The sequence below is a fragment of the Arthrobacter sp. NPDC097144 genome (genome assembly GCF_044762205.1).
Lineage (GTDB): Bacteria > Actinomycetota > Actinomycetes > Actinomycetales > Micrococcaceae > Arthrobacter_B.
Map to the genome: position 1 here is coordinate 606,201 of NZ_JBIWDW010000002.1, position 25,458 is coordinate 631,658.

The following is a 25,458-nucleotide window of genomic DNA, read 5'->3' on the forward strand; positions in this document are numbered from 1 at the left end:
GCCGGGCCGGCGGGGTCCGCCCGGCTAGACGGTGCGGTGCACCCGCATGATCCGCCTGCGCAGCCAGAAACGCCGGGCGCCGCCGCGGTAGAGGCGGCTGCGGTGCAGCTCCCACTTTCCGTATTCAGCATGTTCCCTGATGATCCTGCGGGCCTCGGCGACCGGATCTCCGGGGTTCACGGACACCACCAGGTACTCGTAGTCCCGGGTGTTATCGTCTGGCCGACGTATGCCCGGCCGAAGAATTTGTTCGCGCATGTCCCTCCAATTTTGCTCACTTTACCGCTAACGTCTAGGGCATGAGCATAGATCCGCATGTGGCGCTCCAATCCCTGATGGCTGCGCTCGAAGAGCACCTGACGGCAGCGGCGCAACGCCGCGGGGATAAGGATCCGGCGGTGGAAGCGGCCTATCTGGCCGTCGCGGACGCCTTTGAGGTCTATGAAGAGGTCCTGTACGACGCCTACGGCGAAGTCACGCCGCTGGAAATCTACGAGGACGACGACGAGTTCGACGACGGGTTCGAGGGGCCGGCACAGGGTGCAGGGGAGCGCTCCTCCGAAGTGCAGCCCGGGCAGTAGCGGCAAACGCTGATTCCCTGCCTCCGCCCCTGCGGCGGTGCACGATGAGTCTTGGCCCGTGGCCTAGAGTATTTCCTTGTGAATTGGTTTGAAGCACTTTTCCTCGGCCTTATTCAGGGTCTGACCGAATTTCTCCCTATCTCCTCCAGCGCCCATCTGCGTATTGTCGGTGAGCTGCTGCCCGGTGCCCAGGACCCGGGAGCGGCCTTTACTGCCATAACGCAGCTCGGCACCGAAACGGCTGTGGCCGTCTATTTCTGGAAGGACATAGTCCGAATCATCAAGGCGTGGTTTGCGTCCCTGGCCGGCCGGATTCCGCGCAATGATCCTGATGCCCGCATGGGCTGGCTGATCATTATCGGCACCCTGCCGATCGTCATTCTCGGCCTGCTCTTCCAGGACCAGATTGAGAGCACGCTGCGCAGCCTCTGGATTGTGGCGACCATGCTGATCGTCTTCGGCATCATCCTCGCTGTTGCAGACAGGATCGGCAAACAGCAGCGCAGCCTGGACCAGCTCACCTACAAACACGGCATCCTGTACGGCTTCGCCCAGGCGCTGGCGCTGATCCCCGGTGTCAGCCGCTCCGGCGGAACAATCACCGCCGGCCTGTTCATGGGGTACACCCGCGAGGCCGCGGCCCGCTACGCCTTCCTGCTGGCCATCCCTGCCGTCTTCGGCAGCGGCCTGTTCCAGCTGGTGAAGTCGCTGGATGAGCCGATGGTTTACGGCGGCCTGGAAACCGCCGGCGCCACCCTGGTCGCCTTTATTGTGGGATTCATCATCATCGGATGGTTCCTGCGTTACGTCTCCAGCCGCAGCTACAGCCTGTTTGTTTGGTACCGCATCCTTCTCGGCGTCGTGATTTACGTGCTGCTGGGCATGGGCGTGCTGGAAGCCTAGGAACGGAAAGTAGAGTTGAACCTGTGATTGCGTGGAAAAACTCCCCCCTGCCCGTCCTGCCCGGAGAATCTCCGGAACTGGTCCTCTTCGACACGGCGCTGCAGAGCACCGTTCCGGTTCGCCCCGGCGGGGAGGCGAGCCTCTACGTCTGCGGCATCACCCCATACGACGCCACCCACATGGGGCACGCGGCCACCTACGTGGCCTTTGACCTGCTGAACCGTCAGTGGCGGGACTCCGGCAACACTGTTCGCTACGTGCAGAATGTGACGGACATCGACGACCCGCTGCTGGAACGCGCCAACGCCCGGGGACTGGACTGGCGGGCCCTGGCCCTGGAGCAGACCCAGCTGTTCCGCGATGACATGGAAGCCCTCAACGTCCTCGCCCCGGACAACTACGTCGGTGCCGTGGAAGCCATCGAATGGATTGTTCCCGTGGTGGAGGACCTGCTGCGCCGCGGGCTGGCGTACCGCGTCCCCGGCGAGGGAGCAGAGCCCGACGGCGACGTCTACTTCTCCGTGGATGCCGCCTACCGGCTGGACCCGGAAGACCCCCACGCCTGGCGCCTGGGCAGCGTCTCCGGCCTAACCGCCGACCAGATGCTTCCCGTCTTCGCCGAACGTGGCGGCGACCCCCGGCGCCCCGGCAAGCGCAACGCCCTGGACCCGCTGCTGTGGCGCGTGCAGCGCGCCGGCGAGCCTTTTTGGGACGGCGCCTCGCTGGGGGCAGGCCGCCCGGGATGGCATATCGAATGTTCAGTGATTGCCCAGCGCTTCCTGCCCGCACCCTTCACCGTGCAGGCCGGTGGTTCCGACCTCGTCTTCCCGCACCACGAAATGAGCGCCGGACACGCCTACGCCTGCTCCGGAAGCCCGCTGGCACGGCACTATGCACACGCCGGCATGGTGGGCCTGGACGGCGAGAAGATGAGCAAGTCGCTGGGCAACCTTGTCCTGGTGTCCGAACTCCGCAGCCGGGGCACTGATCCCGCAGCCGTCCGCGCCGTCCTGCTCAGCCACCACTACCGCACCGACTGGTTCTGGACCGCCGAGCAGCTGACCGCCGCCGAAGAGCGTCTCGCGCGCTGGCGCCGGGCACTTCCCCTGACCAGCCGGGCGCAGGCCGAGCAGCTGCTCGCTGCCGCCCGGACGGCCCTGGCCAATGACCTCGACGCACCGGCCGCCCTGGCCGCAGCAGATGCCTGGGCGCTCTCAGCTGCTGAACAGCGGGGCGAAGACGCCGACGGCGGCGACCTGGCTGCAGCTGCACTGGATGCCCTGCTGGGCATCAGGCTCTAGCCGCGAGGCTCTAGTCGCGCCGGCGGCGTTTCAAGTAACGCTCAAACTCACGGGCAATTGATTCGCCGCTGGCCTCGGGCAGCTCCGCTGTGTCCTTGGCTTCTTCAAGCTGGCGCACATAGGCTGCGATCTCCGGATCTTCCGTGGCCAGCTCATCGACGCCGCGCTCCCACGCATCGGCTTCATCAGTGAGCAGCGCGGTGTCCAGCGGAGCCTGCAGCAGCTCCTCAATCCGGTGGAGCAGGGACAACTGCGCCTTGGGCGAGGGGGAGTGGCCCACATAGTGCGGCACGGCTGCCCACAGGGAGACCGAAGGAATGTCGGCCAGGCTGGCCATCTCGGCCAGCACTCCCACAATCCCGATCGGCCCCTCATAGGTTGAGGACTCCACCCTCAGTTCCTCCCGCAGGTCGCTGTCCTCACAGGTAACCGTCACGGGAATGGGGCGGGTGTGCGGAACATCCGCAAGCAGGGCCCCGGCCAGGACAATGCAATCCACGTCCAGCTCCTTGGCCAGAGCAATCAGCTCCGCGGTGTAGGCGCGCCACTTATAGGACGGTTCCACTCCGGACACGAAGATCACGTCCAAGTTGCTGTTGGGGACCTCCGCCCGGGAGATCCGGGTGGTGGGCCACTTGATCCTTTTTTCCCCCGTGGCCAGCCGCTCAATGACGGGCCGGGTGAACTGGAAATCGTAATACTCGTCGGCGTTGAGGCTGGCGATTTTTTCGCTTTCCCAGAACAGATCCAGGAATTTGACGGCATCGCTGGCCGCCTCACCGGCGTCGTTCCAGCCTTCAAAGGCCGCCAGCATGACAGTTGTGCGCTCCGTTGAGCCGCCAAAATAATCCTGGAGGCCCACGGGCGGGGTTTCGTCGGAATCGCTCACATCCTCACCCTATGTCCAGCACGCGGCGTTGTCAGGACCGAGCAGAGCCCTTCGCCAAGAGCAAAACAAACCCGGCCGCCGCCGCCCAGTAGACTGAGAGGCATGTCTTCTTCTGTCCCCAGTGCCCTGCAGGTCCCTTCCGCATCCGGCCCGCTCCAAGCCGTCCTGTGGGATATGGACGGAACCATCGTGGACACGGAACCCTATTGGATCCAGGCGGAGAAGGACCTGGTCCACAGCTACGGGGGTTCCTGGACCGATTCGGATGCTGAGGCCATGGTGGGCCAGGCGCTGGCCTTTGGCGCCGGCCTGCTGCAGAACGCAGGCGTACCACTGACTGTCCGGGAAATTATTGACCGCCTTATCGGTGAAGTAACAGTGAAGGTCAGGAAGCAGGTGCCCTGGCGGCCCGGTGCACGCGAACTGCTGTCCGAACTCAAGGAGGAGGGCATTCCCTGCGTCATGGTCACCATGTCCGAGCCCATCCTCGCCAACGAAGTCTGCAGCCAGCTTCCCGCCGGAACGTTCTCCTTTGTTGTTACCGGGGACATGGTCAGCCGGGGCAAGCCCCACCCCGAACCCTATGAGCTGGCCTTCGACCGGCTCTCCGGACTGGTACCGGATCTGTCCAAAGAGCGGGTCGTCGCCATTGAGGACTCCCTGCCCGGAGTCACTTCGGCCCGTGCCGCCGGGCTGGTTACCCTCGGCGTTCCGCACTTCCTCCCGCTGCCTCCGGATGACGGCCGGCATGAGTGGGACACGCTGGGCGGACGGACCGCGGCAGATTTGGCGTCCCTGGTTTCCGGGGCGACAGCCGGAGCCTCGCGTTGAGCGGTGGACCGGGCGCCGGGGCACCGGCACCGGCACCGGCCCGTGACGGGATTCCCCTGGGACGGATCGCCGGAGTACCCATTTACCTGGCGTACTCGTGGTTCATCATTGCCGCCTTCATCATTGTGGTTTTCGGGCCGCTGGTACGCCGCAGCTTCCCCTACCTTGGTGCAGGTGCCTATGGCGTCGCCCTGGGCTACGCGCTCCTGCTCCTGGTCTCCGTCCTGGTGCACGAGCTGGCCCACGCCCTGCTGGCCAGGGCATACCGCTGGCCCACGGCAAAAATCGTCCTGACGCTCTGGGGCGGCCACACGCAGTTCGGCAACGTCCGTTCCACTCCCGGCCGGTCCCTGCTGGTGGCACTGGCCGGACCGGCAGCAAACTTTTTGCTCGCCGGAGCGGGCTGGCTTTTCCTGACCGCCCTGCCGTTGAGCCCGGTGGCCACACTGCTGGCGGAAATCTTTGTCTGGGCCAACCTGCTGGTGGCAATCTTCAACGTCCTGCCCGGGCTGCCGCTTGACGGCGGCCGAATCGTGGAATCCGCCGTCTGGAAAGCCACCGGCTCCCAGGACCGCGGCACCGTAGCCGCCGGATACGCCGGACGCATCATCGCCGTCGGCCTCGCAGCCGCCGTCCTGGTGCCCCCGTACCTCAGGGGAGATTCCCCTGACCTGCAGACGGTACTGCTGACCGCCGTGATCTCCGGATTCCTGTGGATGGGAGCCGGGGCGAGCATCCAAAATGCCCGCCTCCGCCTCCGGCTCCCGGAGGTTAAGGCCGGTACCCTCATGCGGCCGGCCGTCTCCGTTCCCTCCGGCTCACCGGTGTCCCGCGCACGGGAGCAAGTGGGGACGCACGCGGACGCAGCCCTCGTCATCACCGCACCCACCGGCCAGCCGTGGGCCATAGCGGACGCAGGTGCCCTGGCGCTGGTCCCGGACCACCTTGCCGATACCACCGCAGTGGACGCCGCAGCCCGCGCGCTGGCGCCCGGAGCCTACGTTCCGGCCGAAGCTGCGGGTTCAGAATTGGTGGAGTACCTCGCTAAACTTCAGGGCAGTGAGTACGCCGTGATTGACCGTAACGGTGCCGTGGTGGGAATCCTGACCCGGGATGCTGTCCTGAACGCCATCTCCGCCCGGCCGGCCCGGCGCCGGCCAACCGCTCCGTGACCCGCCCCTGACCCTTTCCTTTCCCCACGCGCCGCGGACACCGCAGTCCGGGCGCCGGCTTCATCCACTCCAGACCAGCACCACACGATCCAAAGGAATACCCATGAACTCGGAGACTCCGGGCCAGACTGCAGCTCCCGCTCCCCACGGAGCCGAACACCGCCGCGGGCCGCTGCGCCCGGGGGAGCGCGTGCAGCTCACTGACGAAAAAGGCCGCCGCAACACCATCACCCTGACCGAAGGCGGCGCCTTCCACACCCACCGCGGATTCCTCCCGCATGAAACCATCATCGGCATGCCCGAGGGCACGATCGTTTCCAACACCACGGGCCACCAGTACCAGGTGCTCCGGCCCCTGCTCTCCGATTTTGTGCTGTCCATGCCCCGCGGTGCGGCCGTCGTCTACCCGAAGGACGCCGGCCAGATTGTCACCATGGCGGACATCTACCCCGGCGCCCGCGTGGTCGAAGCCGGCGTCGGCTCGGGGGCACTGAGCATCTCGCTGCTGCGCGCCGTCGGAGACCAGGGATCCCTGCATTCCTTTGAGCGCCGCGAAGAATTCGCTGACATTGCCCGCGGCAACGTTGAGACGTTCTTTGGCGGTCCGCACCCCGCATGGAACATCAGCATCGGAGACTTCCAGGAAGAAGTGGTCCGCACCGAAGAGCCCGGCAGCGTGGACCGGGTGGTCCTGGACATGCTCGCACCCTGGGAGTGCACCGACGCCGTCGCCACCGTCCTGGCACCGGGAGGCGTGTGGATTTCCTACGTGGCCACCGTCACCCAGCTCTCGCGCACTGCTGAAGCCATCCGTGCCGACGGCCGCTTCACGGAACCGGACGGCTGGGAATCCATGGTCCGCGGCTGGCACCTCGAGGGCCTGGCCGTGCGTCCGGACCACCGCATGGTGGCCCACACCGGATTCCTGCTGACCGCCCGGCGCCTGGCCGAAGGCGCTACCGGACTGGTTCCCAAGCGCCGCGCATCCAAGACCAACTTCAGCGAAGAGGACCTCAACGCCTGGACGCCGGCAGCCGTGGGGGAACGCGAAGTGTCCGCCCACAAGCTCCGCCGGGCCGCCCGCGACGCCAGTTCCAAGGTTCAGCGCGGGGCATTGGAAAACGCTGAAAAGTACAACGCGGACCGGGACGTTACGCCGGAAAACCCCTAGCCGCAATCGGGTTGGTGAATCTTTGCCGGCCGGAGAAAGACAAGAGGTTGCAACCGGTGTGTTGCCTGCGTCGCTGGGTTATCGTCAAACCTAGAGACCCTGCGCAACGTGAAGGTGGTCGCAACCATGTCCGAAGAGAACACCTCCAATTCAGGGGCCGAGGAGACGCACGGATACTTCCGTGACTCCGCTGCCCCGGGTGCGGATTCCCCCCAGGTCAGCGTGCTGCGTGACAAGCTGCGGAACGTGGACCGGCAGCTGGCGGCCCTGACCCATAACAACGCCCGGCTGGTGGCGATGCTGGAGACGGCGAAGGCGGAGATCATCCGCCTGAAAGACGCCCTCGACAAAGAGGGCGCCACGCCCTTCAGCTTCGCCACCGTGATCTCCGTGAACCACCGGGTTCCGGCCAGCAGGGGCAGGACAACAACGGCAGCGGTCCAGGACAGCCTGGACATTATCCAGTCCGGCCGGAAGCTGCGGGTTTCCGTCAGCCCGCTGCTGGACATGCATGAGATTGTCCCCGGCCAGGAAGTGCTCCTGAACGAGTCGCTGGTGGCCGTTGCCTCGCTCGGTTTCGAGCGCAGCGGCGAACTGTTTACTGTCAAGGAGCTCCTGGGCAGCGACCGCTGCCTGGTGATCGGACGGGCCGACGACGAACGCGTGGTCCGGCTCAACGGTCCGCTGGAGTCGGAGAAGGTCCGGGTGGGCGATGCGCTCACCGTGGACACGCGCATCGGCTACGCGCTGGAAAAGATTCCGCGCAGCGAAGTGGAAAACCTCGTCCTCGAGGAAGTTCCGGACATCGCCTACTCGGACATCGGCGGCCTCGGCCCCCAGATCGAACAGATCCGGGATGCCGTGGAACTGCCCTTCCTGCACCCGGACCTGTACCGGGAACACGGGCTCAAGGCGCCCAAGGGAATCCTGCTGTACGGCCCTCCCGGCTGCGGCAAGACGCTCATTGCCAAGGCGGTGGCCCACTCGCTGGCGGCCCGCGTCATGGAGCAGACCGGATCCCTGGGCACCCGCAGCTACTTCCTGAACATCAAGGGACCCGAGCTGCTGGACAAGTACGTGGGGGAGACGGAGCGGCATATCCGGCTGATCTTCGCCCGCGCCCGGGAGAAGGCCTCGGGCGGCAGCCCCGTGGTGGTGTTCTTCGACGAGATGGATTCCCTCTTCCGCACCCGCGGCACGGGCATCTCCTCCGATGTGGAAACCACCATTGTTCCGCAGCTGCTTTCCGAGATCGACGGCGTCGAAAAGCTGGAAAACGTGATCGTCATCGGTGCTTCCAACCGTGAGGACATGATTGACCCGGCAATCCTGCGGCCGGGCCGGCTGGACGTGAAAATCAAGATCCTGCGCCCGGACGCCGAGGGGGCGGCGGAGATCTTCGCCAAGTACCTCACCCCGGACCTGCCCCTGCACCGGGACGACCTCGCCGAGAACGGTTATGACCCGCACACGACGGTTCGGGAAATGATCCGCCGGACGGTGGAGAAGATGTACGCCGAGGACAAGTCCAACGAGTACCTGGAGGTCACCTATGCCAACGGTGACACGGAGATGCTCTATTTCAAGGACTTCAACTCCGGCGCCGTCATCCAGAACGTGGTGGACCGGGCCAAGAAGTACGCCATCAAGGATCTGCTCACGCTGCAGCAGCGGGGCCTGCGGATTGACCACCTGATGCGTGCGGTGGTGGATGAATTCCGCGAGCACGAGGACATGCCCAACACCACCAACCCGGATGACTGGGCACGCATTTCCGGAAAGAAAGGCGAGCGCATCACCTACATCCGCACCATCGTCCAGGGCAAAGCCGGGCAGGAACCCGGACGCACCATCGAAACAGCCGCCAACCCCGGGCAGTATCTGTGAGCGTGCGCCGTGTCATGGGCACGGAGACCGAATACGGAGTCCTCGCGCCCGGCCTGCCCGCAGCCAACGCAACCGTCCTGTCCAGCCAAATCGTCAATGCCTATGCCGCCTCGAGGAGAAGCGGCATGGGCAACTTCGGCGGCACCAGGTGGGACTACACGGACGAAGCCCCGCTGAATGACGCCCGGGGCTTCGCCGTGCCGCGCACGGCAGCCGATCCGACCCAGCTGACTGATGCGCCGCCGGTGCTGGATGCGGAACAGATTGCCATGGAGGGGGGAGGACCTGCCGCCCTCTACGGCGAACAGACCTCGGACAATCCCGTGCTGATGAACATGGTGCTTGCCAACGGCGCCCGGCTCTACGTGGACCACGCCCATCCTGAGTACTCATCCCCGGAAGTGACTACGCCGCGCGATGCCGTGCTGTGGGACAAAGCCGGGGACGCCGTCGTACTGGCCGCGATCCGGCACATTGCTGCGGCACCGGGCTTTTCTCCGGTAAACCTCTACAAGAACAACACCGACAGCAAGGGTTCGTCCTACGGATCCCACGAGAATTACCTGGTGCCCCGCAGCGTCCCGTTCCCGGACCTGGTCCGGGGACTGGTTCCGTTTTTCGTCAGCCGGCAGGTCATTGTGGGCTCCGGGCGGGTGGGGATCGGCACCAACAATCAGCGCCAGGGCTACCAGCTGAGCCAGCGCGCCGACTTCTTTGAAGCTGAAGTGGGGCTGGAAACAACCATCCGCCGTCCCATCGTCAACACTCGCGATGAGCCCCACGCGGTGGCCGAAAAATACCGGAGGCTGCACGTCATCATTGGGGACGCGAACCTCAGCGAGGTGTCGGCCCTGCTGAAGGTGGGCACCACCTCCATTGTGCTGTCCATGATCGAGGAGGGGACGGCCCCAGAGGTGGAGCTGCGGGATCCCGTGGGTTCGCTGCAGGCCATCAGCCACGATCCGAGCCTGCAGCAGCTGGTGGAGCTGAAGGACGGCCGCAGGGTCTCCGGGCTGGACCTGCAGGAGATTTACCTGGAAGCCGCGGCGAAACACTGCCGAAGCCGGGGATCGGACGCGGAAACCGAGGACATCCTCACGCGCTGGACCTCGCTGGTGGGTACGCTCAAGCGCGACCCGCTGGAAGCCGCGGCCTCCGTGGACTGGGTTGCCAAGCTGAAGCTGATGCAGGCGTATCGGGAGCGCGATTCCCTGTCCTGGTCCGACGCCCGGCTTCACCTGGTGGACCTGCAGTATTCGGACATGCGCCCTGAGAAGGGGCTCTACTACCGGCTGGCGGCACGGGGACAAATGGAACGGATATTGACGGACGCGGAAATAGCACGGGCCGTCACCGAACCTCCGGACGACACCCGTGCCTACTTCCGCGGCAAGTGCGTCAGCCGCTTCCCCCACCAGGTGGTGGGGGCGAGCTGGGATTCGATCATCTTTGAACTGCCCTCACGCCGGCGCCTGCAGCGGATTCCCACCCGGGAACCGCTGAAGGGAACCAGGGCACTCACCGAAGAGTTATTCGCTGTATCCGAAGACGCAGAAGACTTTGTCACTCGACTCCTGTCCGGTCCCGAACATAGCGTGGCACCATAGGCACTAGCAGTTCGGGTCATAACGTGTCAGGACCCGTCACAGGGCCGAACGCCGGCCAAGGAAGGCAGACATCATGGCAACCCAGGACCGCAGGAATACCGGAGCCCGCACCGAAGAAGAGGAGCTGGAAGAGACGCCTCCGCCCGAAGCCGATGCCGGTGCGGGTGCTTCTGCCCAGACGGAGGGCGTGGACGACCTCCTGGATGAAATTGACGGCGTCCTGGAAAACAACGCCGAAGAATTTGTCCGGGGCTTTATCCAAAAGGGCGGACAGTAGCGGATGGCCCGTTGGGATCCCGCAGCAGCGGTTAACGGGGCGGCTCCGCCGTCCTTCAGCGACCACCTTGCCCGTCACCATCCAGGGCTTCTGCCCTCAGCCCGGCATCTGGGGACCGCCCCGGCGGGATCCGCGTCCGCCGCGGCACCGCAGGCCACCACCATTGTTGCCCTCACCTACGCGGGCGGCGTCCTCATGGCCGGAGACAGGCGGGCAACCATGGGCAACATGATTGCCAGCCGCCATATCAAGAAGGTGTTCCCGGCGGACACGTATTCCGTGGTGGGCATTGCCGGCACCGCTGGACTGGCCCTGGACATGATCCGGCTGTTCCAGGTGGAGCTGGAGCATTACGACAAGATCGAGGGAACACCCATGAGCCTGGACGGCAAGTCCAACCGGCTTGCCGCCATGGTGCGTTCCAACCTTCCGCTCGCCCTGCAGGGACTGGCCGTGGTGCCGCTCTTTGCCGGGTATGACACCGAACGCCACATTGGCCGCCTCTTTTCCTATGACGTGACCGGAGGCCGCTACGAGGAATACGAACACCACAGTGTGGGGTCCGGATCCGTATTTGCCCGCGGAGCACTCAAGAAGCTCTGGACGCCGGGCCTGGACGAGGAACAGGCAGTGGCCGTTGCCGTGGAGGCGCTCTACGACGCGGCCGACGACGACTCCGCCACCGGGGGCCCGGACCTGGTGCGGCAGCTGTGGCCGGTGGTCTACGTGGTCAACAGCGCCGGCAACCGCGAAATCCCGGAAAGAGAACTGCACACCGTGGCCCAGGAACTGGTTAACCGCCGTTCCGCTGCTGGACTGGAGGGCTGATTATGACGCAGCAGTTCTATGTATCGCCCGAACAGCTGATGAAGGACCGGGCGGATTTTGCCCGGAAAGGCATAGCGCGCGGCCGTTCCGTGGTGGTGCTCACCTGCCGAGAGGGGATCGCGCTGGTAGCGGAAAACCCCTCGCCGTCGCTGCATAAGCTCGGCGAGATCTATGACCGGATTGGCTTCGCAGCGGTGGGCAAGTACAACGAGTTCGAGAGCCTGCGCCAGGCCGGAGTCCGGTATGCCGATGTCCGGGGATATTCATATTCGCGTGAAGACGTCTCGGCCCGGGGACTGGCCAGCGTCTATGCCCAGAGCCTCGGCTCGGTGTTCACCACTGAAGGAAAACCCTTTGAGGTGGAACTGGCCGTGGCCGAGGTGGGTGCGGAACCATACGGCGACCATTTGTACCGGCTCACCTTTGACGGTTCAATCGCCGATGAAAGCAACTACGTGGTGATGGGCGGCCAGGCCGACGTGGTCAATGAAGCCCTGGCCCGGACCTGGAACCAGGACACCGGATTCCCCGACGCCATCCGCACCGCGGTTGCCGCACTCTCCGCCACCCGCACCGCACCTGCGGGCTCCAACGGCTACGGCAATGCCGGCGACGCCGTGGGGGAGGAACCGGAGCGGCTGGGAGCCGGGCTGCTTGAAGTGGCAGTCCTGGACCGCAGCCCGCTGTCATCCCGGGGCACGGTGCGCGCGTTCCGACGAATCAACACGGTGGAGCTGGACCGTTTGCTGTCCGGCCCGGAGGGAGACTGATGGACCGCAGGATCTTCGGTATCGAGACAGAATTTGGAATTGCCTACTCCGGTCCCGATTCACGGCCGCTTTCGCCCGAGGAAGTGGCCCGCTACCTGTTCCGCAAGGTCGTCAGCTGGGGGCGCTCTTCCAACGTCTTCCTGACCAACGGTTCGCGCCTTTACCTTGACGTCGGTTCCCATCCGGAATATGCCACGGCGGAATGCGACGACCTGGCCCAGCTGGTGGCCCATGACCGGGCCGGGGAACTGATCCTTGACGACCTCATCGACGAGGCCGAGGACAGGCTGCGGGCGGAGGGCTTCAACGGCAGCGTGTACCTGTTCAAGAACAACACCGATTCGGCGGGCAACTCCTACGGGAGCCACGAAAACTACCTCATTCCGCGCCGGCTGGAATTCTCCCGCCTGGCGGACATCCTGATCCCGTTCCTCGTCACCCGGCAGCTGCTGGTTGGCGCGGGCAAGGTGCTCAAGACCCAGTCCGGATCCCTGTACGCCTTCTCCCAGCGCGCGGACCACATCTGGGAAGGGGTCTCCTCCGCCACCACGCGTTCCCGCCCCATCATCAACACCCGCGACGAGCCGCACGCCGACGCCGAACACTACCGCCGGCTGCATGTCATTGCCGGGGACTCCAACATGTCCGAGACCACCACCATGCTCAAGGTCGGTTCCGTGGATTTGATGCTCCGCGTCATTGAAGCGGGAGCCATCCTCAGGGATCTGCGGCTGGAGAATCCCATCCGGAGCATCCGTGAGATCTCCCACGACCTCACCGGATCCATGCCGTTGAAACTCGCCAACGGTTCCACCATGACCGCACTCGAGCTGCAGGGCGTGTACCTGGACCGGGTCAAGGCCTTTGTGTCCGCGAACGGCGCCCACAACCGCCACGTCCCACGGGTGCTGGACCTTTGGGAGCGCACGCTCACGGCGATTGAGTCCCAGGACACCTCAGGCATCGACACCGAAATTGACTGGGCCATCAAGAAGAAACTGGTGGACCGCTACGCGGAGAGGAACTCGCTGGACATGGCCTCTCCCCGCCTGGCACAGCTGGATTTGACCTATCACGACATTTCCCGCCGCCGCGGGCTGTTCTATCTGCTCCAGTCCCGCGGGGAAACGGCCCGGCTGGTGGAGGACAGCGACATCAAAGAGGCCGTGGATGTTCCGCCGCAGAGCACACGGGCCAAGCTCAGGGGAGACTTTGTCCGCCGGGCCAAGGCCGCCAACCGCGACTTCACCGTGGACTGGGTGCACCTGAAACTCAATGACCGTGCGCAGCAGACGGTCCTGTGCAAGGATCCCTTTGCGGCAGTGGACGAGCGGGTCGAAGCCCTTTTGGCCACCCTGTAGCGGGACGGCCGGCCGGAAGCCGCTGGCCGCCTTCCCCGCGCCCTGAACTGCGCTAAGGCGGCACACAGGCAGAAACGCTACGCTGGTATGGAACGTCCGCGCCCTAGACGGCTCCGCCGGTGGATAGCGCGGACCCGACTGTCCACCACTGAAAGAAGTAGTGTGCGAAAAGTACTAGCCATAAGTTTGTCCGCCCTGGTTTTCCTGTCGGCCTGCTCCAGCGACGCCGGCAACGACAACAACGGACCTTTGTCCTCGGTCAAGATCGAACGCGGTGAGGAAGGGACTGCCCCCACCATTGGGTTCGATAAGCCCCTGACAGCGGATGAGCCCGAACTGGAGCGAATCAACGACGGCGACGGCGAAGAAGTGGCCGAAGGCCAGACCGCCTCCATCCGCCTCGCCGCAGTGGACCCGGAAAAGGGTGACACCCTCCAGGAGACGTACACCGCCGAGCAGGGCGAAGACCTGGTTGTTGATGAGACCCTCAAGCAGGGCAACGAACAGATGTACAGCGCCCTGCTGGGCGCACCTGTAGGATCCGACTTTGCCTTCTTTGTGCCTGCCAATGAAGAGGCCGGCACCACCGGACAGTTCATTGTCTTCACCGTCACGGACGTGCGGGACGTTCCGACCCGCGCCTGGGGCTCCGATGTAGCCCCCGTTGAAGGCTCACCGTCGGTCACGCTGGATGACGACGGCAAGCCCACCATCACGGTTCCGAAGACGGATGCCCCCACTGAACTGGTGGTCCAGGACCTCAAGAAGGGCGACGGAAAGGTCGTCGAGGCTGATGACAGCGTTACCGTGCAGTATGAGGGCGTTAAGTGGTCAGACGGATCCACCTTCGACTCCAGCTGGAGCCGCGGCACCCCTGCTTCCTTCGGACTGGACCAGGTCATCCCCGCGTGGACTGACGGACTGGCGGGCAAGACTGTCGGTTCCCAGGTGCTGATTGTGGCCCCGCCGGCCACCGCTTACGGCACCACTGACGGCCACGAGCTGCAGAACGAGACGCTCGTCTTTGTCGTCGACATTCTTGACGCAAAGTAAGATTGCATAAAGTAAGTCCACTGATTTAGGAGAACCATGTCATTTGGTAAGCGCGAATATGACCGCCAGAAGCCGGAGATCGACTTTCCGGACCACGAGGCCCCCACTGATCTCCTGATTGAAGACATCGTGGTGGGTGACGGACGCGAGGCCAAGGCCGGGGATACCGTTTCCACACATTACGTCGGAGTTGCCTTCTCCACGGGTGAAGAGTTTGACGCATCCTGGAACCGCGGCACCCCGCTGGACTTCAAGGTGGGAGTCGGTCAGGTCATCCAGGGCTGGGACCAGGGCCTGCTGGGCATGAAGGTCGGCGGCCGCCGCCGGCTCGAGATCCCCGCCCACATGGCGTACGGCGACCGCGGTGCCGGTTCCGCCGTTGCCCCCGGAGAATCCCTCATCTTCGTGGTTGATCTGTTGGGCGTCCGCTAACCCGGATCCGTGACCAAAGGCGGGCCGTTCATCTGCACAGCAGCTGAACGGCCCGCCTTTTCCATGTCCTGTTGGTGCTCCGTTTGAGCGGTCCGGGACAGAAGAGGTGCCGCACCGGCCGGTCGGCAGCGCCCGGGCGCGGTAGATTGGCTTCCGTGCCCGCCAACAGAACCGAACGCCTCCTGAATCTCGTGATTGCGCTGCTGTCCACCCGCAGGGGCTTCACGAAGCACGAACTCTTTGACGAGATTGAGCTGTACGGCGAGGCGCCCTCAACTGCTGCCCGGGAAAAGCTCTTTGACCGGGATAAGGCCTTCCTGCGGGAACAGGGCATCCCCGTGGAGTCCTACAGCGAGGAAACCCTCTACGACCAGGACAACACGGTCCGCCGCTACCGGATCCGGGCGGATCAGTACCGGCTGCCGGCGGTCCGGTTCACGCCGGAAGAGTCCGCCGTCCTGGCACTGGCCGCGAGCATGTGGGAGCAGGCCTCCCTCGGATCCGCAGCTGCGCGGGCACTGCGCAAACTGCAGGCGCGGGGCGTGGCAGCCGAAGACGCCGCCTCCATGCCGCTGCAGCCGCGGATCCGGACCAATGACCCCAACTTTGAGACAGTATGGAAAGCCACGACCACCCGTACACCCATCTCTTTCGGCTACCGTCCGGCAGGCCGTTCATCGGGTAAAGCAGCAGACCCGGGAAAGGCAGCCCCACGGAGGCGCAGCACGGTGCGGCATCTGCAGCCATGGGGGATGGGCAGCAGGTTTGGCCACTGGTACGTCGTCGGCTGGGATGTGGACCGCGGCGCGGAGCGGTTCTTCCGGCTCTCCCGTATGACCACACCCGTCAGCTTGGACGAGGGCAGCTATGAGGTGCCCGCCGGCTTCACCATTGATGCCTCCCTCGCCTCCCTGGACCGGGTCTTCGCCCCGGTAACGGCCGTGGTCCGGGTACAGGAGGGGGCGGCAGCGGAGCTGCGGCTGCGGGCCGACGCAGCGCCGGTACCGTCCGGGCAGCCCGGCTGGGAAGAATTGACACTCACAGTTCCGGATCTGGACGCACTTGCTGCGGACACGGCCGCACTGGGCTCCCGTGCGGAAGCCGTCCACCCGCCCCAATTCCGGGCCGCCGTCGCCGATCTGCTTCGGCTGGCCCTTGCGGCACAGGACAGACCAGTGCCCGCATTCACCCTCGTTCCGCGCGGACCTGCCCCTGCCGCCAGCTCCACCGCAGCCCAGAGCCACCTGACCCGCCTGCTGGACCTGGTGCCGTACGTCCTGGGGAGCCAGGGAGCAGACCTTGAACAGACGGCCCGCCGCTTTGGCGTGACTCCCGCCCAGCTGGCCGATGACCTGAACCTGCTCTTCGTGAGCGGCCCGCGGCACTACCCCAACGGCCTGATGGACGTGAACTTTGAAAACGGCCAAATCTTCATCGACAACGCCGAGGACCTCTCCGAGCCGGTGCGGCTGGGCATGGATGAGGCAGCAGCCCTGATCGTAGGGCTGGAAACCCTCTCATCCCTTCCCGGCGTGGGCACTGCGCCGGGACTGGCCAGCGCCCTGGCGAAGCTCAGCGAAGCGGCAGGAGAATCCGGACGGGTGGGCACCGCCGTCGCCGCCAGGCTCGCGGAACCAGCGGCCGGCGCCGGTGTCCTGGACACGCTGCAGCGTGCCATTGCCGGCCGCCGCCAGCTGAACCTCCGGTACCTGGTGCCGAGCCGCGACGAAGTGACCGACCGCACGGTGGACCCGCGCCGGGTTTTTTCCGTGAACGACCTCTGGTACCTGGAAGCTTGGTGCCACCGGTCCGAAGGCGTGCGCAACTTCCGGGTGGACCGGATCCACAGCGTCGCAGATTCCGGACCCGCTTCGTGGCAGGGCCCCGATCCCGATGCCGCCTTCCCTTCCGGGCTGTTCCGCCCCAGTGATGAGGATCTCCTGGTCACGCTAATCCTTGAGCCCTCCGCCAGCTGGGTGGAAGGAGCGTACGACGCCGTCCGCCGCGCAGATCTGTCACGCGGGCGAAGTGCCGCGGAACTGCGCGTGGGAAATACGCGCTGGATTCCCGGCTTCATTGCCCGGCTGGGCGGCGGCGCCGCCGTCGCCGCACCGCAGGAGCTGCGCCGCGAAACGCAGACCTGGCTGCGGGAAGCACTGGCCAACTATCCTGCCGGGCAGGCGGACCGCTGACTTCCGGCGCGGAATGCCTGTTCCGCCTGCGGGCGGTGCGATGCCGGTCCAAGGTGTCCCCGGCACTATGCTTGGACTATGCCTTGGTGGTCCTGGATTTTGATATGGGCGGCGCTTGTTGTCGCCGCCGCGGCGTTCTACGCCCTGATTGGCTGGCGGATTTTCCGCAAGTTCATGAGTACACTTCGTGAAGCCGAGAGCGCTGTTTCAGCGCTGGCTGTTTCCGTTCCCGCCGCCGCGGCGCCTCCGGCAACGCCGCACCGGGAACTGGGAATCTTCGAGGACCCCATCCTCGAGAGGGCCCGCTACGAAGAAGGCAAAGAGGCCCGAAAGCTCCGTCGCAGGGAGCGCCGGGTGAGCCGGCGCATATCGAATAACCAGCCCCGCGCACTGCGGGACTTCCCAGATCTCTGACATACAATGTCTGCAAACGAAAGGACACCGGCATGAATATTCAAGGCTGGCAAATCGCAATTCTGGTCATTCTGGCCCTCCTGCTCTTCGGCGCACCCAAGCTCCCCGGGCTGGCCCGCAGCGTGGGACAGTCGCTGCGCATCTTTAAGTCAGAGGTCCGCCAGATGCAGGACGAGAACAAGCCGGCAGCTTCTGCCGAAGAGCCGGTGGAAGGACGAATCGTCAATACTCCGCCCGCAGCCGGCACTCCGTCCGCCCCGGTTCCCCCCACTGCCTCCGTTCCGCCCACGGTCCCGGTTCCGCCGGCAGCACCCGGCAATGCAGCCGCTCCCGGCACGGATCAGCGCCCCGCGGGTAACCCGCCCACCAGCCTGTAACGGCCGTGGCGCTGACCCAAGGGCGCAAATCCAACCCTGAAGGGCGGATGGCCCTTAAGGAACACCTGAAAGAAGCCCGCAACCGGCTGTTCAAGGCCGGCATCGCCATGCTGCTTGGCACCGTGGCGGGCTTCTTTCTCTACACGCCTGTTTTTGCCGCGCTGACCCGCCCGGTTATCGACGTCGGGAATGAGGACGGCCGGCTGGCCACCATCAACTTCGAAGGTGTGGCAACACCCTTCGACCAGATGATCCAAGTCTCCATCTTCATTGGGCTCCTGGTGTCCTGCCCGGTGTGGCTCTACCAGCTGTGGGCTTTCATTACCCCCGGACTGAAGACGAAAGAACGCCGCATCGCCCTGGGCTTCCTGGCGGCGTCGGTGCCGCTGTTCCTGGGCGGCGTCACGCTGGCCTGGATCCTGCTGCCCAGCGCCATCAAGGTCCTTACGGGCTTCACGCCCGAGGGCAGCGCCAACGTCATCACGGCCAGTGTCTATCTGGCCTTCGTGCTTCGGCTCATGCTCGCCTTTGGTATTGCCTTCCTGATTCCGGTGGTGCTGGTGGGCTTGAACATGACCGGTATTCTGCCGGGCAAGGTCATCATCAAATACTGGCGGATCACCCTCTTTTTGATCTGTGTGCTTGCTGCCATGGCCGCCCCCGGCGGTGACGCCCTGAGCATGTTCTATATGGCTGCCCCGCTGCTGCTGCTGTTCGGCCTGGCCGTGGCAATCTGTCTCCTCAATGACAAGCGCCGTGCCCGCCGGCGTGCTGAGCGCGAAGCCGAAATCGACGAGAGCGCCAATACGGCCACACCGCTGGAAAACCTGTAAGACTTCCGGGGCCCCGGGTTCAGCCCAAGGCGGAGCAGCACCTTCAAAGGCGCGTTCGGGGCCCGGCAGAGTCTAGGCTGGGAACATGACTTCCCCGTCGGAGCGGTACCTGGCCGCGAAAGAACGAGCCGAGCACTCCAAGACCCACCTGGCCGTCTTTGAGCAGCAACTGGGCTTTGACCTTGATCCCTTCCAAGCGGAGGCCTGCCGTTCGGTCGAATCCGGCCGAGGTGTCCTCGTGGCTGCCCCCACCGGCGCCGGCAAGACGGTGGTGGGGGAGTTCGCCGTCTACATGGCCCTGGAACGCGGCCTCAAGGCGTTCTACACCACCCCCATCAAAGCGCTGAGCAACCAGAAGTACCTTGAGCTTTCGGCCTCCTACGGCTCAGACCGGGTGGGGCTGCTCACCGGAGACACGAGCATCAACCCGGACGCAGACGTCGTCGTCATGACCACCGAAGTCCTGCGCAACATGCTGTATTCCAACTCCTCCACCCTGGATGACCTGGGGTACGTGGTGATGGACGAGGTGCACTACCTGGCCGACCGGTTCCGCGGAGCCGTCTGGGAAGAAGTCATCATCCACCTGCGCTCCGACGTGCAGCTCGTCTCCCTCAGCGCCACCGTCTCCAACGCGGAGGAGTTCGGCGCCTGGCTGGATACGGTGCGCGGCGATACCGACGTCGTAGTGTCCGAACACCGGCCCGTGCCGCTCTGGCAGCACGTCATGGTGGGCCGCGACATCATGGACCTTTTCGAGGCCGACGTCTCCTTCGACGAAGCGGCGGAACCGGCGCAGCAGGCCGGCGTCCAGGAACGCTACCGGGTGAACCCCGAGCTGCTCGAGCTAGCCCGGGCCGAGTCCCGGATCAACCAGCGCGGCCACGGCGGGCATTGGGGCGGCTCCCGCGGATCCTCGCACAGCAGCCGGCGCGACACTTCCCGCCGCGGGTCCTCGGGGGCGCCCATCAGCCGGATCCCCAGGGCATCGCGCCCTGCCGTCATCGCCCAGCTGGACAAACGCGGCCTGCTGCCTGCCATCACCTTCATCTTCTCCCGCAACGGCTGTGAGGGGGCCGTGCGCCAGTGTGTGGACTCGGGCCTATGGCTCACCAGCGAGTCCGAACGCACGGCGATTGCCCGCATGGTGGACGAAGCCAGCCAGGACATTCCCGAAGATGACCTTGAAGTACTGGGCTTCTGGACCTGGCGCGAGGGGCTGATCCGCGGGTTTGCCGCCCACCACGCCGGCATGCTGCCGACCTTCAAGGAAGTGGTGGAACGCCTGTTCACCGCCGGCCTGGTCCGGGCCGTCTTCGCCACCGAAACCCTGGCCCTTGGCATCAACATGCCGGCCCGCACCGTGGTGCTGGAAAAGCTGGATAAGTTCAACGGAGAAGCCCACGTGGACATCACAGCGGGGGAGTACACCCAGCTCACCGGCCGTGCGGGACGGCGCGGCATCGACGTCGAAGGCCACGCCGTGGTCCTCTGGCAGCCAGGTACGGACCCCGCCGCCGTTGCCGGCCTGGCTTCCCGCCGGACCTACCCGCTGAACTCCAGCTTCCGTCCCACCTACAACATGAGCATCAACCTGATGGCCCAGTTTGGCCGCGAGCGGTCACGCGAAATCCTGGAGTCATCCTTTGCCCAGTTCCAGGCGGACCGCTCGGTGGTGGGATTGGCGAAGCAGGTCCGGTCCAGGGAGGAGTCCCTGGCCGGGTACGAAAAGGCCATGACCTGCCATCTGGGAGACTTCACCGAGTACGCCGGGCTGCGGCGCCAGTTGTCGGACTTGGAGGCACAGGCTTCGAAGACCCACGCACGGGACCGCCGCTCCGCCGTCGCCGCCTCTTTGGACGGACTGGTGCAGGGAGACGTGATCCTCATCCCCGGGGGCCGGAATTCCGGCTACGCCGTGGTGCTGCCGCAGGAAGCCCAGCCGGGCCGGGAGGCCCGTACCACGGTGCTGACCGAAGACAAGCAGATCCGCCGCATCACCGCCTCTGAACTGAACGGTCCGGTGGAGATGGTCTCCCATATCCGCGTTCCCAAGTCCTTCAACTCCCGGGCAGCGAAAGACCGCCGTGACCTGGCCTCCTCCGTCCGGAACGCCCTGCATGACCACCGGCCTCCGCGTAAGTCCGGGGCCCGCGGCGGGGATCTGCACGTGGGCGGCAGCAACCGCCAGGAACAGGCAATCGCGGAGCTGCGACGGAAGATGCGGGCCCATCCCTGCCACGGCTGCAGCGACCGGGAAAACCATGCACGCTGGGCGGAGCGGTGGTGGAAACTGCGCCGCGAGACGGACAACCTGGCCGCGCAGATCCGCGGCCGCACCAACACCATTGCCAAGACGTTCGACCGGGTGTGCGACGTGCTGGGCCGCTATGGTTATGTGGCTCCGGACGAGGACGGCCGCGTGGTGGTAACCGCTGCGGGCCAGAAGCTGCGCCGCATTTACGGTGAAAAGGACCTCCTGACCGCCCTGTCACTGCAAAAGGGAGCCTTTAACGACGTCGACGCCGCTGAACTGGCAGCGCTGGCCACTGCCCTGGTTTACCAGGCCAAACGCGAAGAGCGCGGGGTGCGTCCCAAACTGCCCAGCGTGTCCCTTGAAGTGGCCATGGACATCATCATCCGGCAGTGGTCCGAGCTCACCGACCTTGAAGAGTCCGAACGGCTTCCGCAGACCGGTGAGCCCGAGCTGGGACTGGTCTGGCCCATGTACAAGTGGGCGAAGGGCAAGCACCTTCAGCTGGCGCTGAACGGCACCGAATTGGCGGCCGGAGACTTTGTGCGCTGGACCAAGCAGGTCATCGACCTGCTGGACCAGCTGGCCAAGGTTCCCGACCTGCCCGGGGGACTGCGCCGGCGGTGCATCGAGGCCATCGGCCTGATCCGCCGCGGCGTTGTTGCCTATTCCGCCGTGGGTGAGTAGCCCCGGAACCTCGAACACCTTGACCCGCCGGCCTGCGCGGCCGGCAAACCCCGCATGCCCGTGTTTCCCGCCGGCACGCATTTTTTGATCAGTACGACCCAACAGCATTACACCAACAGCACTACAGAAAACAGGTGAGTCCTTGAACGCCAACCCCGCTCCGAGCAGCTCCAAGCTGACGCTCTACCGCAACGGATCCGTGTACAGCGCGGCTGATCCGTTTGCCACGGCAATGCTGGTGGACGGGGACACCATCGCATGGGTTGGCTCCGAGCATGCAGCCACGTCGCTGCAGGATGACCGAATGACTGTTGTTGACCTGCAGGGTGCGCTCATTACCCCCGGGTTCGTGGACTCGCATGCGCACATTACGGAAACCGGCGCTGCACTGTCCTCCCTGGATCTGACCGGTGCTTCCTCCCTCGCCGAACTTCTGGACCTGGTGGCCGAGGCAGCAGCGAAAACAGACGGCCTGATTGCCGGTTACGGATGGGACGAGTCCTCCTGGCCGGAGCGCAGGGTGCCGACTGCTGCCGAGCTGGATGCGGCGTCGGGATCCCGTCCGGTCTACCTGGCACGCACCGACGTGCACTGCGCCGTCGTCTCCGGAACCCTGGCCGCCGGGCTCAAGCTGGCGGAATACGACGGCTGGGACAACGGCTTTGTGGTTCGGGCTGCGCACACCGTGGCGCGGACGGCGTCCCGGTCCCTGGATTTGGCCCAGCGCTCCCGCTACCAGCAGGCGGCCCTCAAGCACGCAGCCGGGCAGGGCATCATCGCGGTCACCGAAATGGCTGCGCCGCACATTTCCCCGGTCGAGGATCTGCGCCAGCTGATGGGCCTGGAAGGCTCCCTGGGCTCAGACCCGCTGCCGGAGGTGCTTCCTTACTGGGGGCAGCTCGCCCAGACCGAGGCGGAACTGGAAGAGATTACGGCGCCGTTTGAGGGCCGCCTGCGCGGACTGGCCGGAGACCTGAACATGGACGGGTCCATCGGTGCCCGGACAGCCGCCCTCAGGGCACCCTACACGGATGCGCCGGAAACCTCTGGGACCCTGTACCTGACCGCCGAGCAGGCCGGACGGCATCTGGAACTGGCCACCCGCGCCGGGCTGCAGGGCGGTTTCCACGTCATCGGCGACGCCGGCCTGGACACTGTTGTGGCGGGCCTCCGGCTCGCCGCCGAGGCCGTGGGCGAGGACCGCATCCGTGCCTCCCACCACCGGCTGGAACATGTCGAGATGGCCGACGACGCCGCCATCGCCGAGCTGGTGCGTTACGGTGCGATCGCCAGCATGCAGCCGGGCTTCGACGCCGCCTGGGGCGGAACCGGTGAACTCTACGAGCAGCGGCTGGGCGAACGCAGCCGCTCAATGAACCGCCTGGCATCCCTGCTTTCCGCCGGCGTCATGGTGGCGATGGGATCCGATTCTCCTGTTTTGCCGCTGGATCCGTGGTCCGCCGTGCGCGCCGCGGTCTCGCTCTCCAACCCCGAGGAGCGCATTTCCGCCCGTGCAGCCTTCATTGGCCACACCCGGGCGGGATGGCGGGCCGCGGGTTCGGGGAACTTCATGCTGGGCCAGCTGGCACCCGGGGCGCCGGCGTCGTATGCAGTATGGGACGTAGAAGAACTTATGGTGCAGACGCCGGATGCCAAAGGTGCCGCCTGGAGCACCGATCCGCGGGCCGGTACTCCGCTGCTTCCTGCGCTGGACACCGCCCATCAGCCGCGCTGCCTGCTGACGGTCCACAACGGAACCGAACTCTACCGATCAGTAGGTCTTTAACGGCGCTGTTTCGGCCATCAGCCCCGCCTGACCTGCACTGACGCGTAAACGTCCTAGTCAGAGGCTTGTTGACACAGCAGAGACAGCACGTAGGCTAGGGGAATCGCGGAGGAGCCCGGCACAATTAGGGCTTTCCGCGGCCGGATAAATCCCGCACTGCTTGACATGTGCACACTAGGGGCGGGTCCCATCGTCAGTAGAAAACAGTTCCGGCGGAAGCTTGTTCTGGCCCGAAGGCGAAGGGACCTGCCCCGATCTGTACCCGGAGATATCCGAGGTGTGACCGGCATGGCACCGGGCGCTGCACGGGGCGGCAGCCAGCTCCCATATACTGGAAAGTCGTGTTGGGGTAACACCCCCACTGGCTGCGTTCCACGCAGCCTGTCCCCAATGAAAGGCAACCTGCGTGCGCGTCCTGACCATCATCCCGACTTACAACGAAATCGAGTCCCTCCCCAAAACGCTCCAGCGGCTGCGGCTGGCGGTACCGGATTCGGACGTGCTGATCGCGGACGATAACAGCCCGGACGGCACCGGTGCCTATGCAGACGAGATCGCTGCCAAGGATCCCCGGGTCCATGTGCTGCACCGCAAGGGAAAAGAAGGACTCGGAGCGGCCTACATTGCCGGTTTCCGCTGGGGCCTGGAACGCGGGTACGACATTCTCGTGGAAATGGACGCAGACGGCTCCCACAAGCCCGAGCAGCTGCCGCTGCTGCTGGAAGCTGCGGAGAAGGGTGCCGACCTGGTCATCGGATCACGCTGGGTCCCGGGCGGCTCCGTGGTCAACTGGCCCCTGCACCGCAAGATCCTCTCCCGCGGCGGAAGCACCTACTCACGCCTCATGCTGGGCATTGGGGTCCGTGACATCACCGCAGGGTTCCGGGCTTTCCGGCGCTCCACCCTGGAAGCGCTGGACCTCAGTGCCGTTGAGTCGGTTGGCTATGGCTTCCAGGTGGACATGACCTTCCGCGTTGCCCGTATGGGCCTGCGCATCCAGGAGGTGCCGATCACTTTTGTTGAGCGGGAATTCGGTGCTTCCAAGATGAGCGGGAACATTGTCTTCGAAGCCATCGCCAACGTGACCAAATGGGGCTTGAGCGCCCGTTGGAACAAGCTGACCCACCGGAGCTAGACTCCCGCCCCCGGACATCGTGGATCCGGGCACATAGAAAGGGAGGGCAGCTGCCGTACGGCAGCCGCCCTCCCTTTCTATGTGCTGTTCGGGCGCGAAGACCCGGACGAAGCTTTTCCGCTACTTCGAGGCTGAAGTGCGCTCTCCGCGGCGCTCACGCAGGATGGTCAGGCGGTCCTGGAGGATCGTCTCCAGCTCCTCGATGCTGCGTCGCTCCAGCAGCATGTCCCAGTGGGTACGGACCGGCTTGTCGTTGCTGGTGTCCGGCTTCTCGCCGTCGACCAGGAGCGCTTCCTTGCCGGTCTTGGATACCCATACCGGAGGAACATCGGCCTCGGCAGCGAACGTCACGAATACCCGTTCGCCGTCCTCGCAGCGGTATTCCACCCGCTGGCGGGGAGCCGGCTCAACGCCGGACTCAGTCTCCATGCTCTGCGCGCCAAGGCGCATACCCCGCAGGCTGCGATCGCTCATCTTTTCTCCCTCTTCAGTCCGAAGGATCCCGGAGGACCCGTCTGTAGTGCTGGTTGGTACCGTTCGGCCCCGGTACCCTCAAGTTTGTGCCGCCCGACCGGACACGCAGTCCGCATCCGATTTACGGTGCCGTCCGGCAAGCGCTCCACAGTCTTCAACGCGGCTTCGGCGCCGAATGTTCCGGCACGGAGCTGCGTTCGGCAGGCGGGCGCCTGGTGACAGACCCCGGCAAACAACCAATTA

The 25,458-nt window shown here is 65.3% G+C and carries 22 protein-coding genes and 2 pseudogenes; 21 read left to right on the forward strand and 3 right to left on the reverse strand.

Annotation, left to right across the window (positions count from 1 at the left end; all coding sequences use genetic code 11):
* Positions 1 to 24 precede the first annotated feature (24 nt).
* On the reverse strand, positions 25 to 258 hold the full coding sequence (locus tag ACIQXM_RS06415; RefSeq protein ID WP_400929214.1) for a DUF5703 family protein: 234 nt from the start codon (positions 256 to 258) through the stop codon (positions 25 to 27).
* Positions 259 to 299: 41 nt separating this feature from the next.
* On the opposite strand from ACIQXM_RS06415, the gene ACIQXM_RS06420 reads away from it, so the two are divergent.
* The 3 genes from ACIQXM_RS06420 to mshC all read left to right on the forward strand — a co-directional run bounded on the left by ACIQXM_RS06420 (position 300) and on the right by mshC (position 2,785).
* Positions 300 to 581: a hypothetical protein gene (locus ACIQXM_RS06420; protein WP_400929217.1), complete on the forward strand. Its 282-nt coding sequence runs from the start codon at positions 300 to 302 to the stop codon at positions 579 to 581.
* A gap of 78 nt (positions 582 to 659) precedes the next feature.
* Positions 660 to 1,484 carry an undecaprenyl-diphosphate phosphatase gene (locus tag ACIQXM_RS06425; RefSeq protein WP_400929219.1) on the forward strand — a complete coding sequence of 275 codons (825 nt, stop codon included), beginning with the start codon at positions 660 to 662 and terminating at the stop codon, positions 1,482 to 1,484.
* Between the two features lie 23 nt (positions 1,485 to 1,507).
* A complete protein-coding gene (gene mshC / locus ACIQXM_RS06430) occupies positions 1,508 to 2,785 on the forward strand; it encodes a cysteine--1-D-myo-inosityl 2-amino-2-deoxy-alpha-D-glucopyranoside ligase (RefSeq protein WP_400929222.1) in 1,278 nt (425 codons plus the stop codon).
* Positions 2,786 to 2,795: 10 nt separating this feature from the next.
* Here mshC and ACIQXM_RS06435 read toward each other — a convergent pair whose 3' ends face one another.
* Positions 2,796 to 3,674 (reverse strand): PAC2 family protein, encoded by an 879-nt coding sequence (locus ACIQXM_RS06435; RefSeq protein ID WP_400929224.1) that lies wholly within the window; start codon positions 3,672 to 3,674, stop codon positions 2,796 to 2,798.
* A gap of 102 nt (positions 3,675 to 3,776) precedes the next feature.
* Between ACIQXM_RS06435 and ACIQXM_RS06440 the strand changes: the two genes are divergently transcribed.
* The 18 genes and pseudogenes from ACIQXM_RS06440 (at position 3,777) to ACIQXM_RS06525 (ending at position 24,741) form a co-directional block, all read left to right on the forward strand.
* The gene (locus ACIQXM_RS06440) at positions 3,777 to 4,505 is read left to right on the forward strand and encodes an HAD family hydrolase (protein WP_400929227.1); all 729 of its coding nucleotides are present in this window, start codon (positions 3,777 to 3,779) and stop codon (positions 4,503 to 4,505) included.
* Complete coding sequence (locus ACIQXM_RS06445) at positions 4,502 to 5,677, forward strand: site-2 protease family protein (protein ID WP_400929229.1); 1,176 nt, start codon at positions 4,502 to 4,504, stop codon at positions 5,675 to 5,677. The genes ACIQXM_RS06440 and ACIQXM_RS06445 overlap by 4 nt, the downstream gene beginning before the upstream one ends.
* A 103-nt stretch (positions 5,678 to 5,780) precedes the next feature.
* On the forward strand, positions 5,781 to 6,848 hold the full coding sequence (locus ACIQXM_RS06450; protein ID WP_400929232.1) for a tRNA (adenine-N1)-methyltransferase: 1,068 nt from the start codon (positions 5,781 to 5,783) through the stop codon (positions 6,846 to 6,848).
* Between the two features lie 213 nt (positions 6,849 to 7,061).
* Positions 7,062 to 8,735 (forward strand): annotated as a pseudogene (arc, locus tag ACIQXM_RS06455) (proteasome ATPase); the annotation flags it as partial.
* A 14-nt stretch (positions 8,736 to 8,749) separates the two neighbouring features.
* Entirely contained in the window at positions 8,750 to 10,342 is a 1,593-nt protein-coding gene (dop, locus tag ACIQXM_RS06460; RefSeq protein ID WP_400929548.1) for a depupylase/deamidase Dop, read from the forward strand.
* 73 nt (positions 10,343 to 10,415) lie between these two features.
* Positions 10,416 to 10,619 (forward strand): ubiquitin-like protein Pup, encoded by a 204-nt coding sequence (locus ACIQXM_RS06465; protein ID WP_400929235.1) that lies wholly within the window; start codon positions 10,416 to 10,418, stop codon positions 10,617 to 10,619.
* A 3-nt stretch (positions 10,620 to 10,622) separates the two neighbouring features.
* Complete coding sequence (gene prcB, locus ACIQXM_RS06470) at positions 10,623 to 11,447, forward strand: proteasome subunit beta (protein WP_400929237.1); 825 nt, start codon at positions 10,623 to 10,625, stop codon at positions 11,445 to 11,447.
* 2 nt (positions 11,448 to 11,449) lie between these two features.
* On the forward strand, positions 11,450 to 12,217 hold the full coding sequence (gene prcA, locus ACIQXM_RS06475) for a proteasome subunit alpha (RefSeq protein WP_400929240.1): 768 nt from the start codon (positions 11,450 to 11,452) through the stop codon (positions 12,215 to 12,217).
* Entirely contained in the window at positions 12,217 to 13,578 is a 1,362-nt protein-coding gene (gene pafA, locus ACIQXM_RS06480; protein WP_400929243.1) for a Pup--protein ligase, read from the forward strand. The genes prcA and pafA overlap by 1 nt, the downstream gene beginning before the upstream one ends.
* Positions 13,579 to 13,740: 162 nt before the next feature.
* Positions 13,741 to 14,631 carry an FKBP-type peptidyl-prolyl cis-trans isomerase gene (locus ACIQXM_RS06485; protein WP_400929246.1) on the forward strand — a complete coding sequence of 297 codons (891 nt, stop codon included), beginning with the start codon at positions 13,741 to 13,743 and terminating at the stop codon, positions 14,629 to 14,631.
* A 36-nt stretch (positions 14,632 to 14,667) separates the two neighbouring features.
* Positions 14,668 to 15,063: an FKBP-type peptidyl-prolyl cis-trans isomerase gene (locus ACIQXM_RS06490; RefSeq protein ID WP_400929249.1), complete on the forward strand. Its 396-nt coding sequence runs from the start codon at positions 14,668 to 14,670 to the stop codon at positions 15,061 to 15,063.
* Positions 15,064 to 15,218: 155 nt separating this feature from the next.
* Positions 15,219 to 17,255, forward strand: coding sequence for a helix-turn-helix transcriptional regulator (locus ACIQXM_RS06495; protein WP_400929252.1), 2,037 nt, complete (start codon positions 15,219 to 15,221; stop codon positions 17,253 to 17,255).
* A 78-nt stretch (positions 17,256 to 17,333) separates the two neighbouring features.
* The gene (locus ACIQXM_RS06500) at positions 17,334 to 17,669 is read left to right on the forward strand and encodes a hypothetical protein (RefSeq protein WP_400929255.1); all 336 of its coding nucleotides are present in this window, start codon (positions 17,334 to 17,336) and stop codon (positions 17,667 to 17,669) included.
* A 32-nt stretch (positions 17,670 to 17,701) separates the two neighbouring features.
* Positions 17,702 to 17,896, forward strand: a pseudogene (tatA, locus tag ACIQXM_RS06505) (Sec-independent protein translocase subunit TatA); the annotation flags it as partial.
* A 197-nt stretch (positions 17,897 to 18,093) separates the two neighbouring features.
* Positions 18,094 to 18,879 carry a twin-arginine translocase subunit TatC gene (tatC, locus tag ACIQXM_RS06510; protein WP_400929258.1) on the forward strand — a complete coding sequence of 262 codons (786 nt, stop codon included), beginning with the start codon at positions 18,094 to 18,096 and terminating at the stop codon, positions 18,877 to 18,879.
* Between the two features lie 85 nt (positions 18,880 to 18,964).
* A complete protein-coding gene (locus ACIQXM_RS06515; RefSeq protein WP_400929261.1) occupies positions 18,965 to 21,820 on the forward strand; it encodes a DEAD/DEAH box helicase in 2,856 nt (951 codons plus the stop codon).
* A gap of 142 nt (positions 21,821 to 21,962) precedes the next feature.
* On the forward strand, positions 21,963 to 23,606 hold the full coding sequence (locus ACIQXM_RS06520) for an amidohydrolase (RefSeq protein WP_400929264.1): 1,644 nt from the start codon (positions 21,963 to 21,965) through the stop codon (positions 23,604 to 23,606).
* Positions 23,607 to 24,012: 406 nt separating this feature from the next.
* Positions 24,013 to 24,741, forward strand: a complete 729-nt coding sequence (locus ACIQXM_RS06525) for a polyprenol monophosphomannose synthase (protein ID WP_400929267.1) — start codon at positions 24,013 to 24,015, stop codon at positions 24,739 to 24,741.
* 120 nt (positions 24,742 to 24,861) lie between these two features.
* Here the strand turns inward: ACIQXM_RS06525 and ACIQXM_RS06530 are convergent, their stop codons facing one another.
* Positions 24,862 to 25,215: an RNA polymerase-binding protein RbpA gene (locus ACIQXM_RS06530; RefSeq protein WP_104054264.1), complete on the reverse strand. Its 354-nt coding sequence runs from the start codon at positions 25,213 to 25,215 to the stop codon at positions 24,862 to 24,864.
* Positions 25,216 to 25,458: the final 243 nt, after the last annotated feature.